18 protein-coding genes and 1 pseudogene are annotated in these 14,249 nt (G+C 66.0%); 5 read left to right on the top strand and 14 right to left on the bottom strand.

Going from position 1 to position 14,249, the window contains the following annotated elements:
- Positions 1–4 precede the first annotated feature (4 nt).
- The 3 genes from KF796_10640 to KF796_10630 all read right to left on the bottom strand — a co-directional run bounded on the left by KF796_10640 (position 5) and on the right by KF796_10630 (position 3,722).
- Complete coding sequence (locus KF796_10640) at positions 5–352, bottom strand: hypothetical protein (protein MBX3587091.1); 348 nt, start codon at positions 350–352, stop codon at positions 5–7.
- 80 nt (positions 353–432) lie between these two features.
- The gene (locus KF796_10635) at positions 433–2,982 is read right to left on the bottom strand and encodes a DUF1631 family protein (GenBank protein MBX3587090.1); all 2,550 of its coding nucleotides are present in this window, start codon (positions 2,980–2,982) and stop codon (positions 433–435) included.
- 182 nt (positions 2,983–3,164) lie between these two features.
- Positions 3,165–3,722 carry a polymer-forming cytoskeletal protein gene (locus tag KF796_10630; protein MBX3587089.1) on the bottom strand — a complete coding sequence of 186 codons (558 nt, stop codon included), beginning with the start codon at positions 3,720–3,722 and terminating at the stop codon, positions 3,165–3,167.
- Positions 3,723–3,898: 176 nt separating this feature from the next.
- Here KF796_10630 and KF796_10625 point away from each other — a divergent pair, with 176 nt between their 5' ends.
- Positions 3,899–4,177 (top strand): hypothetical protein, encoded by a 279-nt coding sequence (locus KF796_10625; GenBank protein MBX3587088.1) that lies wholly within the window; start codon positions 3,899–3,901, stop codon positions 4,175–4,177.
- Positions 4,178–4,205: 28 nt separating this feature from the next.
- Here KF796_10625 and KF796_10620 read toward each other — a convergent pair whose 3' ends face one another.
- A complete protein-coding gene (locus KF796_10620) occupies positions 4,206–5,459 on the bottom strand; it encodes an MFS transporter (protein MBX3587087.1) in 1,254 nt (417 codons plus the stop codon).
- 112 nt (positions 5,460–5,571) lie between these two features.
- Here KF796_10620 and KF796_10615 point away from each other — a divergent pair, with 112 nt between their 5' ends.
- From KF796_10615 to KF796_10605, 3 genes are all read left to right on the top strand, one after another.
- On the top strand, positions 5,572–6,384 hold the full coding sequence (locus KF796_10615) for a helix-turn-helix transcriptional regulator (protein MBX3587086.1): 813 nt from the start codon (positions 5,572–5,574) through the stop codon (positions 6,382–6,384).
- Positions 6,385–6,531: 147 nt separating this feature from the next.
- Positions 6,532–7,638, top strand: a complete 1,107-nt coding sequence (locus tag KF796_10610; protein ID MBX3587085.1) for a hypothetical protein — start codon at positions 6,532–6,534, stop codon at positions 7,636–7,638.
- Between the two features lie 110 nt (positions 7,639–7,748).
- Entirely contained in the window at positions 7,749–8,165 is a 417-nt protein-coding gene (locus KF796_10605; protein MBX3587084.1) for a lactoylglutathione lyase, read from the top strand.
- 151 nt (positions 8,166–8,316) lie between these two features.
- Here the strand turns inward: KF796_10605 and KF796_10600 are convergent, their stop codons facing one another.
- The 10 genes and pseudogenes from KF796_10600 to KF796_10555 form a co-directional block, all read right to left on the bottom strand.
- On the bottom strand, positions 8,317–8,580 hold the full coding sequence (locus tag KF796_10600; GenBank protein ID MBX3587083.1) for a hypothetical protein: 264 nt from the start codon (positions 8,578–8,580) through the stop codon (positions 8,317–8,319).
- Positions 8,581–8,630: 50 nt separating this feature from the next.
- Positions 8,631–8,909, bottom strand: coding sequence for a hypothetical protein (locus KF796_10595; GenBank protein ID MBX3587082.1), 279 nt, complete (start codon positions 8,907–8,909; stop codon positions 8,631–8,633).
- A 40-nt stretch (positions 8,910–8,949) separates the two neighbouring features.
- Entirely contained in the window at positions 8,950–9,597 is a 648-nt protein-coding gene (locus tag KF796_10590; GenBank protein MBX3587081.1) for a dihydrofolate reductase family protein, read from the bottom strand.
- 291 nt (positions 9,598–9,888) lie between these two features.
- Positions 9,889–9,972, bottom strand: a pseudogene (locus tag KF796_10585) (pilin).
- A 376-nt stretch (positions 9,973–10,348) separates the two neighbouring features.
- The gene (locus tag KF796_10580; protein ID MBX3587080.1) at positions 10,349–10,636 is read right to left on the bottom strand and encodes a hypothetical protein; all 288 of its coding nucleotides are present in this window, start codon (positions 10,634–10,636) and stop codon (positions 10,349–10,351) included.
- Positions 10,637–10,690: 54 nt separating this feature from the next.
- Positions 10,691–11,098 (bottom strand): hypothetical protein, encoded by a 408-nt coding sequence (locus KF796_10575; GenBank protein ID MBX3587079.1) that lies wholly within the window; start codon positions 11,096–11,098, stop codon positions 10,691–10,693.
- Between the two features lie 135 nt (positions 11,099–11,233).
- Positions 11,234–12,052: a sulfite exporter TauE/SafE family protein gene (locus KF796_10570; GenBank protein ID MBX3587078.1), complete on the bottom strand. Its 819-nt coding sequence runs from the start codon at positions 12,050–12,052 to the stop codon at positions 11,234–11,236.
- A gap of 2 nt (positions 12,053–12,054) precedes the next feature.
- Positions 12,055–12,489 carry a hypothetical protein gene (locus KF796_10565; protein MBX3587077.1) on the bottom strand — a complete coding sequence of 145 codons (435 nt, stop codon included), beginning with the start codon at positions 12,487–12,489 and terminating at the stop codon, positions 12,055–12,057.
- Between the two features lie 11 nt (positions 12,490–12,500).
- Complete coding sequence (locus KF796_10560) at positions 12,501–12,932, bottom strand: YeeE/YedE family protein (GenBank protein MBX3587076.1); 432 nt, start codon at positions 12,930–12,932, stop codon at positions 12,501–12,503.
- Complete coding sequence (locus tag KF796_10555) at positions 12,929–13,267, bottom strand: helix-turn-helix transcriptional regulator (protein MBX3587075.1); 339 nt, start codon at positions 13,265–13,267, stop codon at positions 12,929–12,931. Before KF796_10555 ends, KF796_10560 begins: the two co-directional genes overlap by 4 nt.
- Before the next feature lie 103 nt (positions 13,268–13,370).
- On the opposite strand from KF796_10555, the gene KF796_10550 reads away from it, so the two are divergent.
- On the top strand, positions 13,371–14,231 hold the full coding sequence (locus KF796_10550) for an MBL fold metallo-hydrolase (GenBank protein MBX3587074.1): 861 nt from the start codon (positions 13,371–13,373) through the stop codon (positions 14,229–14,231).
- Positions 14,232–14,249: the final 18 nt, after the last annotated feature.

The raw sequence follows: 14,249 nt of genomic DNA, 5'->3' as shown, positions 1-14,249 counted from the left end.
CGCGTTACTTGCGCGGCGGCGGGCCGTCCTGGCCCCCGGGTCCTCCCTGCCCTTGAGGCGGACCGGCAGGCGCATTGGCGGGCCGGCACGCCATGGGCATGGCGGTGGGTGCGGCGCCCGCGGATGTGGATGCACCGGCACCCGCCTCGCGACGCGGCGGCGGCTGGAAGCACACCCCCGTGAGCGCCTCGCCCTGGCGGCCCGTGAAGGTGCAGGCCGCCTTGGCGGCCTTGCCCTGGCAGGCGGCAATGGCTTCGGGCGGCGGGCCGCCGCGCGGTGGCTGGGCCTGGGCTTGCGCCAGCGTCGTCAGGCCGATCAAAGCGGCGGCCAGTGCGGTGTGCAAGGGGTTCATGAGCGTTCTCCTGTGCGCAGGACCACCCCGCGCCAAGGCCCGATGATCCCGCACGATTGAGGAGAAACTATGGACCGCCGTCAGGCAGCCAGCGGCTCGGCCACCGGCCTGGGCACCGTGCGCGCGCTCTCGGCAATGGCGGCCATGGCCTTGTCCACCACGGCCCCGGTTTTGACCGGACGCAACAGGCGGTCGCGAATGAGCTTTTCGCAGCTGCGCTTGGTCATGGAGTGCGGCCGCCCGCCCCGGCTCACAAACATGAACAGCGTGCCCTTGGTGCTGGCCCAGATGAGCTGGGCGCGCAGCCACTGCCGCTTGGAGTACAGGTCGACCCACGAGCCCTCGTGCAGGCTGTCGAGGATGTAGGAAGGGTCCTGGCTGTCGCCGGCCTCATCGGCAGCCATCACCATGTCGTGCGCGGCGGGCTCATCGCCCTCCTGCGCATCGGCCGGGTCCGCGCCCGCCGGGCGGGTGGACGCGGTGAGCTCGGCGTAATCGGTGGGCAGGGTTTCTTCAAAGCCCGCGGCGTCCAGCTCGTGGCGGCCCAGCCAGGGCTGCGCGGCCTTGCGCGGCCTGCGCTGCTCCTCGGTGGCGGCCAGGGTTTCGTCGATGTCCATGGACATGGACGTCACGCCGCCCAGCAGCGCCATCGACGAGGTCAGCGGCGCGGAGGCCGACTCGGCCGCCTCGCGGCGCGAGCGCGCCCGCCGCAGCTTGAGCACGGGGTTGTGCAGCCGCATCAGCGCGTCAAAGAACGGCTTGGTCTCTTCGCGCTCCTTGCCCAGCAGGTCAAGCCCCGCGTGCAGCGTGGACACCAGGCCGGGCACCATCTCGATCAGCTTGACCGGGCGCTTGAGCGTCACGTCCTTCTTGACGCTCCACAGCAGGTCGGACACCGCGGTGCGAAAGCCCCCCGGGTCCAGCTGGTTGCGCTTGTCGACGAGCTTGGCGTGGGCGATGACCAGGGCCCAGTCGCTGTAGAGAAAGTCCAGGATCATGCCCGGCACGTTGTCCAGGTCCGAGCGCTGGCTCAGGTCCCAGGCGATCTGGTCGGCAATGGCCTGGCGCTCTTCGGCAAAGCGGATCGATTGCAGGCCGTTGTCGTGCGACTCCAGTTCCTGCTGGTCATGCGTGTCCCAGGTCTTCTGCAGCTTGACCAGCGCACTGCCAAAGGCCTGGGGGTCGTCGGTGCCGGCGGCGCTGAGGTCCCTGAAGGCTTTTTGCACCGGCTCGAAGAACTCGCCAAACTCGCTCGAATACTCGTCGTTGTAGCGGAAGCTGCGCTGGGCCACGGCCTCGATCAGGCGGCGGGCGGGATGGTCGTCCTCGGCAAAAAAGCGCGGGTGGTCCAGCGACAGCTGCAGCAGCGCCGGCTCGAGCGCCACCACGGCCTCGCGCACCGGCGCCAGCAGCAGCGGGTCGTGCGCCACCTGGTTGACCAGGGTGCGCACCACGTCCAGCCCCACCACCTGGTTGACCTGCTGCGCCTTTTTCTTGAGCTGCATGAGCGCACGGTCGCGCTCGTGGGCCGCGGCAAAACTGCCCCAGCCATCGCCGTTGAGGTGGCTGCCAACATCCACTGGCCGCACCGGCCGGTCCACCGCGGGCATGCTGCGGTACTGCGCATGAAGCTGCTGCTGGGCGGCCACGTCAACCCGCGCCGTGGCTGCCACGCGGTCAATGGCGGCCAGCTCCTCGTCCACCGCCTGGTAATAGCCCGGTGCCAGCGGCGCGTCAAAACGCGGCCCGCCGCCCCCCAGAAACTGGTGAAACACCTGGTGGCCGATGGCCGACTGGGCCCGGCCAAGCTGCGGCATCGCGGGCAGGTCACCCAGGCCGCCGGAGCCGCTCGCACCGCCCGGGCCGCCACCATAGCCCTGGCCGGTGCCAGAACCACCCCCCGAACCTGAACCGCCGCCGCCGCTCCCGCCGCCCCCCATGCCCGCTGCCGCCGGCATGGCACGCGCCGGTACCTGCACATTGGCCATCAAACGCAGCCGGTAGCCGGCCTCGCGCACATGGGCGCGTTGCAGCAGGTCCACCATGGCGGGGTAGAGCAGCTTGAGTTCGGCGCCCAGGGGTTTGGCCAGATAACGCAGCCAGATGGATCGGATCTCGGCCTCGGGCTCCGAAGGCGCCAGCAGTTCGCGCAGCGCCTGAGCAAAAATCTCGGGCCGCAGCGGGTTGAGTTCGGGGCGGATCACGTCCTGGCCCACCACCGAGCTCATGAGCACATCAAGCGCCGCGAGCTCATGCTCCACGGCGGGCAGCAGGTCCTGCAGCAGCCGCGCCGATTCGAGCGACTCCACCACCTTGCCATCGTCCACCAGGGACAGCTCGCCCAGCCCTGACGCCCGGGCCAGACCGGGGGCGGCGTCGCCCCCCTGGGCGCCAGCAGCGATCAGGCGCTTCTTGAGAACCCCGGGGAAGGCGCGCATCCACGCCGCCTTGTGCTGGAGCAGGCCGCGCCAGGCCAGCCCCAGGCGGTCACGCTGGGCGACCTCGCGGCTCTTGTTTTCCGCCGCCTGCAGTTCGGGCAGGGCCGCCTCGATCACGCGGTCAAGAACATCGGGCGCGCGTGCGGTCACGTCGTCGATGCATTGCCGCAACAGAGGTGAGGTTTCCGCCATGTTTTGACTGCAGGTCAATGTCAGTTGAAAAACTGATTATGCAAGCCAATACGGCCACTGATAAGCCGGGCCGCGCAATTGCGTCGTGCCCGCAACACAAACCAGCACGCCTCACACAATGTCACACCGGCGCGGCCTTTTTCTCATGCGGCTTCCACGGGAAAAGGCCCTGGCCAGCCCCCTCAGGCGGCGATGATCGAACTCGTCGAGATGGGTTTCAGGGGCACGGCCGGCCGGGCCGCAGGCTGCGTACCAAAGCTGATCTCGCCCGAAAGCTGGCCACCCTCTTCGATCACCACCTTGCCGTAGCGGATCTTGCCCGTGACCTTGCCCGTGGAATAGATCATGAGCTTCTGGCGCACCGTGAGGCTGCCGTCGAACTCGCCGCGGATTTCGGCGATGTCGATTTCAGCGGAGCCCTTGAATGCCCCGCGCTCCGAAATCTGGATCACGCGTGAATCCATGGTGGCTTCGACCGAACCCTCCACCACCAGCGTGTCGCAGTCGGTGATTTCCACGCCGCGCAGCTTGATGTTGGGGCCCACCGTGAGTTTGCTTTCACCCTCTTTTCCCGCGGCCGTGCCAGCCTGCACGCCGGTGGCGCCGGACGCCGCGTGCGATGCCGTTGCCCCACCCTGCAGGCTGCTGGCGCCACTGGCGGCGCCGGCATTCGGGCTGACGTGGCGGGGGTTGAAAGGATCGGTCTCGCGCTTGTTGAAAAAAGGGCTCTGCATTGCCATCTATGAATCTCCTGTGTAAGGTGCATTGATGGTACGGGCCCCCCTGCTTACATGGGGCGATGGGCACGCAAGTTCGGTAACCAAATAAGTTGAGTCGCCCGCAGCGTGTTACCTTGCACCCACCCGCGGGCGCTGCCTATGATTGATACTCGAGCGAGACACCCCCACATCCCAACATGGAACGCATCACCGGCCCGGTCAAGGGTTACTTCATCGCCGCCTACACCGTGGAGAGCGGAACCGAGTTTGTCGGCTTCGCCAAGATCTGCATTGCCAAGCCCGACTCGGTGCACAACATCAACGCACAGCACAAGGTGCGCAGCTACCACCTGTATTCCACCGAGAGCCAGGCACTTGAGAGCGCCGAGTTCCGGGCCCGCGAGACCATCGCCGGCCTGCCGGACAACTGGCACCCGTTCAACCTCGACAGCATGATGGACTCGCTGAAGAAGTAGCGCTGCAGTGGCGCTGCGGCCCGGCGCGTCAGGCCGGCACCAGCGCGGTGCGCCGCACCTTGCGCACGTTGAAGGCACTGGCAATCAGCACCCCCTGCACCACGGCCAGCCCGACCAGCACGGCGCTGTAGCGATGCTGGTCCATCAGGGCGCCGAACATCAGCGGCGCCGCAGCCTGGCCAATGTCCAGCCCCGCGTACACCACGCCGTAGACCCGTCCCGTGGCGTTGTCAGGCGTGGACTTCTTGACCAGCAGGTCGCGCGAGGGCCCCGCGATGCCCGAGGCAAACCCCATCACGCCAAACAGCACCGGCACCATGAGCGCGGGCAGGTCGGCCAGGCCCAGGGTCAGGGCAAACATGGCCGCCACGCCAAACGCCATGCCCACGATGCGCTCGCAGCGCGACGGGTCGGCGGCCAGAAAGCCCCCCAGCACCATGCCGCCTGCGCTGCACACCATGTAGACCGTGAGGCACATGGCCGCCAGCGCCAGCGGCACGCCGTGCAACTGGCGCGCGGCCTCGGGCGCAAAGGCCTGCACCACGCTGATCACGATGGCGTAGAAAAAGAAGAACGCAAAACACATCCACACCGCCGGGATGCGCAGGAAATCAAAGCTGCCCTCGCCCGCAGGCTGGCCGGCGGCCCGGCTGGCAGTGGCTGGCGCGGCGGCGGGCAGGCTGAGCTTGTCGCGGTGAAACCAGAGCACGGCCAGCACCCCATAGGCCAGCATGCCCGCGCCCACCAGCGCCACCCGCCAGGAGAACGCCAGCGCCAGCGGCACCAGCATGGCCGGCGCCAGCGCCCAGCCCAGGCTGCCCGTGATCCCGTGGAAGCTGTAGGCATGGCCCAGCCGCGGCGCGCTGACCTTGCGGTTGAGCAAGGTGTAGTCCACCGGGTGGAACACCCCGTTGCCAATGCCCGCCACGATAGAGAAGAACGCCATCATCCAGTAACCGGTGCTGGCCGCGTAGCCAAACGCGGCCCCGCCCAGCAGCGCCAGGCCCGCGAACAGGATGGGCCGCGGGCCATAGCGGTCCACCAGAAAGCCCGAGGCCGCCTGCACCGCGCACGACACCACAAAAAACACCGTCATCAGGAAGCCCAGCTCGGTGTAGCTCGCATGCAGGGCGTCCTTGAGCCAGGGGAACAGGGGCGCCAGCAGCAGCTGGCTGTAGTGGCTGATCATGTGGGCCAGGCCCACAAGGCCGATCACGCCCGCGTCCTGGCGCAGGCTGATGGCGCCGCCAGGCGGCACATTCAGGGTGGTGGAAGGGTTCATGGCGGCTATCGTAGACTCGGGGTGCGATTTCCGGAACACGACGGAACGCCATGTTTCATCGAATTCCAGCCATCCCGCCATGACCCGCGCCAGCCATGCCCCGCCCCGCCTGATGCCGGTGGGCGACACCGACCCCTTCCGGCCCGACCCGAGGCGCCCGGTGCGGGTGCGCGCGCGCACCATGACCGCCGACACCCACTTCGAGCCGCACCATCACGCCTGGGCCCAGCTGGCCTACAGCGCCAGCGGCATGCTGCAAGTGATTGCCTCCAGCACGCCGGGATCGGGCGACGAGGTGACCTACATCGTGCCGCCATCACGCGCCGTGTGGATCGCCCCGGGGGCCCGCCACGCCATCCATGTGCTCGAGTCGGCCGAATTCCGCACGCTCTACATGGACCCGGTGGTCACGCCCGCCGGCTGGGACGCCTGCCGCATGATCGGCGTGACCCCGCTGCTGCGCGAGCTGATCCAGGCCCTGGACGCGCCCGCGGGCAGCCCCCTCACGCCGGCCCGCGAGCAGGCCCTGACCCAGCTGGTGATGGAGGAAATCGGCCACGCCGATGCGCTGCCGCTGGGCGTGCCCATGCCGCACCCGCAGTCGGGCGACAAGCGCCTGCGCGCGCTGTGCGACGCCATCGTGCACGCGCCGGCCGAGCGCGCCACCCTGGCCGAATGGGCCAGCGACTTTGGCGCTAGCGAGCGCACCGTGGCCCGGTTGTTCCGCGAGGAGCTGGGCACCAGCTACCAGCAGTGGCGCCAGCAGGTGATCCTGGCGCACGCCCTGCCCATGCTCGCGCGCGGCGCACCGGTGAGCCAGGTGGCCGCCGCCAGCGGCTACGCCAGTGACAGCGCCTTCAGCGCCATGTTCAAGAGCGCCATGGGGCAGTCGCCCAGCCATTTTCAGAACAAGATCGGGCTGTAGTCCAGGACTGGCGGGCATTGGGCGCTATACAAAATATAGCGTCCAGCGTGCTTTTCCGGCCCCCACCTGTCAAGGTTGACAGGATTGACCCCGGCGCAGACGGCTTTTACCCTGCGGCGCACCCAGTGACACCGCCAGGCCGCCGCCATGATGACCCTTGCCACCCTCCAGAATTACTGCACCACGCAACTGGCGCTGATCCGCAACCACACGAGGCCCGTGAACATCGCCATCAATACTGTCTGCGCGACCCTCGCCGATCCGGGGTACGTCACACCCACACAACCAGAACTGGTGAACTTCCTGACCACCTGGAAAGCCATCCTTCAGGAAATCAATCCGCCGCGGCCGGGCCTGATCGATGCCATCGAATTGCTGGAGTTCCGCAACGAGTTTCCGTGGAACTCGTTTTTCACCAACGTCAACCCGCTGCAGTTTGCACTGCAGCTTGCGATCCGCGTTGCGCGCCCCCAGGACATCAACCAGGCCGAGGTGGATTTTTGCGGGCAGGCCAGCCTGCTGTTCCTGTACGCGCAGAGGAGCCCGGAACACTATGTGTCGTTCTGCATTGACCTCGTCACCACCGGCGTGGGCCACCTGCGGGATTCGCTGATCGAACCGATCCCGCAGATCAAGGCAGCGCCCATTCCGGACGGCATGAAGGAGGTGGACTACGTGGCGCTGGCCAGCATCCGCAACGCGCTGGACGTGTCCCACGTGCCCGGCGTCCTGTCGGCCGCCGTTCAGGGCACCCAACCCACCCTGCTGGCGGGCACGCTGCGCAAGATGGGCTTCACCAACGTTGTCGACCGCATCAGCTTCCGCAACATACAAAGCCACATGCGCCCGCGGTCCTACGAGCATGACGATGCCATCAGCCTGTCGCGCCTGGTCCAGAAGATCGACACCCATGGTTCGATCAAGCCTTCGACCAAGACCGCCTTCGAGGCCGAGGACGCGCATGGCTACCTGGTCAAGTTGAAAACCCTGCAGGAAGCCTGCAACAAGCTGGGCCAGCACCATTTTGTGATCATCGCCATCGACCCGGGCATCCTCAACGCGCTCAACGGCGGCCGGATGAGGACCAGCCTCTCCGAAGACCAGTACCTGCACTACGTTGCAGTGCAGATCCTCGTCATCCATGGCCGCCAGGTGCAGATGCGGGTATTCAGCTGGGGCCGCTACTACCAGGGCACCCTGCACATCCACGACTTCCTGTCCCGCTTTGCCGGCTACATCTCCGCCCAACCCTGAGGCGGTGCCGGTCCGGCCATTTGTCGATTCCGGCGTGGGTCGATCGTCGTAGGGGTGAGGCTCTGCCCGTGCGGAGGCTCCAGCCCCCAGACACACACCAAGGAAACCCCATGACAAAGATGATCTTCATCAGCCTGCCGGTCACCGACCTCAAGGCCTCCATCGCCTTCTACACGGCGCTGGGCTTCAGCCAGAACCCGCAATTCAGCGACGACGCCTCCGCCTGCATGGTGTGGAGCGAGGCCATCCAGGTGATGCTGGTCAGCCACGCCAAGTGGCGCACGTTCACGCAGCGGCCGTTCCCGCCGGCCGGGAGCAGCGCGATGATGCTCTCGCTCGCGCTGGAAAGCCGCGGCGCCGTGGACGCGATGAACCTTGCCGCGGCGGCCCATGGAGGTCAGGCGGATGCGAACCCGGCCGAGGACCTGGGCTTCATGTACACCCGCGACCTTGCCGACCCCGACGGCCACCTGTGGGCCGCGCTCTGGATGGACCCGGCGTCCATGCCGAGCGAAGCTCAGACCTGAAGCGAGCCTCGGAAGCCTCTTGCGGCGTAGGACGACTGCGCCGAGCCGCGACGGGAGCAAGCGTTCCAAGTGCCTGCAGCTTCCGGTATTGGCCCCCGTCAACGGGTCGAGGCCCTGCTCCGCTTGTGACTGGCCGAAGATCTTGCTCGGATCATCTGGCCCAAGCGAGGAGAAAAAGGACAAGCGCAGCGTAGAAAAGGATTCCGGCAAATAGCATGCCGCTGGCGGTCACGATTCGACGGCCTTCCCGCACGAACGAAAGTGCGCCCGCCGGCCCGTGGATGCGCCCCTCGTTTTCGGTGATGCGCTCCCCGCGCCAGCGGCCAAGTGTGGCAAACCACACCGCGACCCTCCCCGTTTGAATGAGCACGACTTCCACGACGAGCCACGCAGCGAGCGCAAGAAAATCGTCCATGGGTCAACACTCGCATCCAGCCGACTCGGCAAGCCGCCGCAGGGAACCAGCTACCAGGTTTGTAAAAGCAACCATATTGCACCGATGACTGACGCCAGGCCCGCAACAATGAACAACCATGCAATCAACGTCGCGAGGGAAGAGTCCTGCACGATCAGGCGTCTGCGAGCATAGTGCTCACCGCGTTCCGACATCTGTGGCGCACCATCGCCATACACCGCCTCCGCAATTTCCCGCTTGGTCAAGTATTGCGGCGCCCCCAGGTGCAACAAGGCATCAATGCCTGCCCACACAAGAGCGCCTCCGAGAAAAATGGTCAGCCAAAGCATCTTGAAACTTGAGGTTGGGGTGTGTCAGACAGCGCTCAGGTCATTGCCGGGCGATGACCAGATGGGTCGCCAGTGAAGTGCTTAGGTGCCGCGTGCAGGCATACCCCAAAGCAGGAAGGTTGACTCCTTCAAAAAGTCTTTCCCCAGAGCCGAGCAGGACCGGCGCAATGGCGATGTGCATCTCGTCGATCAGGCGTTGGCGAAGGTACTGTTGAATGACATCGACCCCGCCACCCACGCGAACATCCTTGCCCCCAGCCGCTTCGCGCGCCTGCGCCAGCGCGGCGGCAATCCCTTCGGTCACAAAGTGGAAGGTGGTGCCGCCTTCCATGACCAGCGGCGCGCGTGCGTGGTGGGTCAGCACAAACACCGGGACGTGATAGACCGGGTTTTCGCCCCACCAGCCGCGCCAGGTCTCGTCGGGCCAGGGGCCGCGAACCGGTCCGAACATGTTCCGGCCCAGAATCCAGGCCCCAATGTTCTGAAAGCCCCGGGCGGCAAAGTCGTCATCCACGCCCGTTTCTCCGCCGTCCTTGCCGAACAAGGTCTTCTGGAACGTCCGGGTGGGAATGGCCCAGCCATGAAGCAACGTGCCGCCCACGCCCAGAGGGTTGTTGATGTCCTGGTCCGGGCCAGCGCCGAAACCGTCGAGGGAGATGGTGAAACTTTCTACGCGAAGTCTGGACATGGTGACGGTTGAGGGTGAGGATGGCGAGGTCTGGTCTCACTTATCTGCTCGGCAGAACACTGGAACGATCTTGTTGGGGTAGCCGCGACACTCCCACTTTACCGCGCCGTCAACAAGTTGCGGAGCAAGAACGATCACTACAGGCGGGTCCTCGCCGATTGCGACGATCTCGCCGTTTTCTGTGACATAACCAGCCACCGTGCGCCCTGAAGGCTTGAACTGAAGGTCCTTTCCTGCGCCCGAGAGCGTGCCTTGTCTGCGCGCCTTTTCATCTATTTCACGTCGCAGTATCGATGCCGCCAGCACGACTTCACTCGCCTTTGCTCGCGGCGTGTAGCACTGATAGGCAGGAACAGCAATCGCCAATGGAATGCCCGCAAAAATGAACCACAGGAAAAGCGAGATCGCGTCCTTGCCGCAGCTGACTATCAGGACACCCAGTTGTCGCAGACCTTGCACCGGAGCAGCGGCAAGGTGATTCGACCAGAGCACGATGCAACTTGTCAGCAGCAACCAACAGACTTCGGCATACAGCGGCCCTTCTCTGCAGGGCTGCGCGAACACGATGAACAGGGCGGATCCAACGATGATCAGAGGCAATGACCAGTGAGCCGCGCGTAGAGGCCTCAGGAAGGAGATCACCCGGTTCATTAAGACCTACCGTTGGCCGTGAATGGGCAGCAGCGGCACACTCAGTCTGAACAAGTGGCAGTCGCGCCAGCCGCCGTTATGGGTCCATCCGACGAACCAGTTAATAAGGCATGACAAGGTTGCTTGCTCCAATTGAGAACGCCGTTCCGACGATCACGGCGCTGCCGAAAAGAAGTACCAATGCCACCGGTACTCGCGCGGCCGCCGCCAAAGTAACCACCACCGACGCCAACACAATTCCCCCTGCCCCCAAATAGTTGCCAGAACCAACAAAGTGCATGGCCCAGTTGAACGCAACGAAGGCAAGGCAGACTGCGCCAACAAGCACGGAAAGCAATAGCGAGATTGCGTCCCACGAACTTATTGCGTTGGCGATGCGACTGATCATGTAGCGCTATAGCGTCGAAGTTTTGAGGCGGCGCGATCGTCCCAGAACGCCCTGTCAAGTCTGAACTTCATCCTCAGTCCACCATCTGAGCTCAGAGACTTGGTCATTAGCAAGCAATATGCGGTTCATGGTCACCGCAAGGCTTTCGACTTTCTGGGTAGTGTCGATTTTCGAAAACCACTTACGCACAAATGGCTTCGACGGCTCTATGAAGCACAGAAATGCATTCGGCTTTTCGTCGTAGCTACCGCATCCCACCCAAAGCGGGAATTCAGGGTTTACCAATTCAACCATCCATCCCCAATCTTCGGCTCTGATCGAAGCAACGACAAAGCCATGGCTCGGCAGCTGTGCTGCAAGGTACTCAGCAAGCCGCTTGCCAAAGCGACCGGGGTTGACTTTCTCATCTTCTCCTGGATACGCAGGGAACTTTGTGGAGACAAATTCGACGTGCGTGCGCATAAGACCTGGTGCGATATAAAAGTCAGATCCGCCGTATTACTTGCATGCACTCTGGCGTTCGGGCTGTGGGCGTGCAGTTCATACAGAGATTTATATCCCAATTCCCCACTTCAGCTCACTCCGCAGCGCCCATCCTCAAACCCACCCCACCGCCCGCGCCAGCAAACTCACCGCAATCGCACCCGACAGCACTGCAAAGCCCTGCTGCAGCCGCGGCCCCGACAGGCGGCTGGCAAAGCTGCGGCCCAGCACCAGGCCGCCGAGCGCGCCGGCGGCAAAGGGCCAGCCCACGTCCCAGCGCACCAGCCCGGCCACGCTGGCGTTGAACACGCCGCCGGCCGACACCAAGGCCAGCACGCCCACGGAGGTGGCCACCACGGCTTTCATGGGCAGGTCGGTCACCGCCAGCAGGGTGGGCACCAGCACAAAGCCGCCGCCCACGCCCAGCAGCCCCGACAGAAAGCCCGCCGCCCCGCCCGCCAGCCCCAGCGAGCGTGCGCAGGACGCATTCCAATGCAGCTTGCCCGTCGCGGCATCCAGCCTGCACGGCGGCTCGCTGGCCGCCACGCGCGGCTCACCCCGCAAGTCACGCCCGGCCTGGCGGAACATGCGCCACGCCACCCCCACCAACACGGCACCAAACAGCGCCGTCAAAGGCCGGTTGGGAATGCGCTGCGCCAGCCAGAGGCCCAGCGGGCTCACCACCAGCCCGGCAGCGGCCATGAGCGCAGCGGCCTTGTAGCGCAGCACGCCGGCCCGCCAGCCCAGCACCGCGCCCACCGTGGCCGCCAGGGCCACGGCCAGCAGCCCCACCGGCCCGGCCTGCGCCATGCTCAGGTGCAGGCCGAACACCAGCAAGGGCACGGCAATGATGGCGCCGCCCGCGCCCGTGAGCGCCAGCACCAGCCCCACCAGCGCGCCCAGGCCCGGCGCCACCAGTTCAGCGCCAGTCATGCTCAGGCCTGCCCCGCGGCAGGATTAGCCGGCCGGGCCGACAGTTCATGCAAGCCCATGCCCGCCAGCATGGCCAGCACGAACACCACAGCCTGCCAGTGTCCAGCACCCGCCGCCACCAGCGCCGGGCCCGGGCAGAACCCCGCGAGGCCCCAGCCCGCGCCAAACACCAGGCTGCCGATCACCAGCCGGCGGTCGATGTCGCGCCCTGTGGGCAGGCGCATGGCGTCACCCAGGAACGCGGCGGTGCGCTTGCGGGCCAACGCAAACGCAAAGAACCCCACCCCGATGGCCCCGCCCATCACCAGGGCCAGCGACGGGTCCCAGGCACCCGCCAGGTCCAGAAAGCCCAGCACCTTGCCCGGGTCGGTCATGCCCGCCAGGATCAGGCCCAGGCCAAACAGCAGGCCCACCAGGAATTCGGTCAGTCGTTTCATGTGTTTTCTCCTCAAGCCAACAGGTGGCGCGCCACAAACACCACGGCAAAACCCGCCCCCATGAAGGCCAGCGTGGCCACCAGGGAGCGTGGTGACAGGCGCGACAGCCCGCACACCCCGTGGCCACTGGTGCAGCCCGATCCATAACGGGTACCCCAGCCCACGAGCAGGCCGGCCACCACCAGCACCGCGCCGCCGGCGTCAATGCGCGGCACCACGGGCGCGGCAAACAAGGTCCACACCCAGGGCGCGGCCAGCAGCCCGGCCACAAAGGCCACGCGCCACAGCGCGTCGCCCGCCAGCGGCTTGATCAGCCCGCCCACAATGCCGCTAATGCCCAGCACGCGCCCGTTGAGCAAAATGAAGGCGGCCGAGGCCAGGCCCAGCAGCAGGCCCCCGGCCAGCGAGACCCAGGGGGTGAAGTGATTCCAGTCAATGGTCATTTGCGGCTCCTTTTGGGTTTGACGGGTTGGCAGAACTGCGTGTACAGCACCTGCATCACGGCCAGCGCCTGGGGGCTGGCCATTTCGTAATAGATGTTCTTGCCGTCGCGGCGGGTGCTCACCAGCGCTTCGTTGCGCAGCACCGTGAGCTGCTGCGACAGCGTGGGCTGCACGATGCCCAGCGCCTCTTCCAGTTCGCCCACATTGCGTTCGCCCCCGGCCAGCTCGCACAGCAGCAGCAGGCGGTCGGGGTTGGACAGCACCTTCATCAGCGCGCAGGCCGACTGCGCGGCGGTGCGCATGGCGTCCAGCTCGATCACGGCGTCTTCATTCATTGCTTTTGCTCCACAAGTTGATCCAGAACAAATTCAGTTTGCCAGATTACATTATATTTGTCAATAGATTATAATTCTCGCAAGTCAACCCAAGGAGCCCGCCATGAACCCCCTCGTCCAGACGTTTTTTGACCCCGCCACCTGGACCGCGACCCACGTGGTCCACGCGGGGCCCGGCTCGGCCTGCGCCATCATTGACCCGGTGCTGGACTACGACCCCAAGTCGGGCCGCACGCGCACCACCTCGGCTGAAAAGGTCGCGGCCTGGGTGCGCGAACAGGGCCTGCAGGTGCAGTGGATCCTTGAAACCCACGCCCATGCCGACCACCTCACGGCCGCGCCCTGGCTGCGCCAGGAGCTGGGCGGGCAGATCGCCATTGGCCGCGCCATCACGACCGTGCAGGGCGTGTTCAACAAGGTGTTCCATCTGGAGCCCGGCTTCCGCCAGGATGGCAGCCAGTTCGACCGCCTGCTTGAAGACGGCGACAGCTTCGCGCTCGGCGAGCTGCAGGTGCGCGCCATGGCCACGCCGGGCCACACCCCGGCCTGCATGGCCTACCAGATCGGCGACGCCGTGTTCGTGGGCGATACGCTGTTCATGCCCGACGTGGGCACGGCGCGCTGCGACTTTCCGGGTGGCGATGCGCACCAGCTGTATGCCTCCATCCGCAAGCTGCTCGCCCTGCCCCCACAAACCCGCCTGTTCATGTGCCACGACTACCCGCCCGCCGGGCGTGAGGCGCTGTGGGAATGCACCGTGGCCGACCAGCGCGCGCGCAACGTGCACGTGCATGACGGGGTGAGCGAGGCTGAGTTCGTGGCCATGCGCACCGCGCGGGACGCCACGCTGGAGATGCCCACGCTGATCCTGCCGTCGATCCAGGTCAACATCCGCGCCGGTGAGCTGCCGCCGCCGGACGACAACGGCGTGAGCTACCTGCGGATTCCGCTGAACGCGCTCTAGGCTGGCCGCGCCCGCACA

It is taken from the genome of Ramlibacter sp. (assembly GCA_019635435.1).
Classification (GTDB): domain Bacteria; phylum Pseudomonadota; class Gammaproteobacteria; order Burkholderiales; family Burkholderiaceae_C; genus JAHBZM01.
This window is presented reverse-complemented; position numbering and strand designations above follow the sequence as displayed.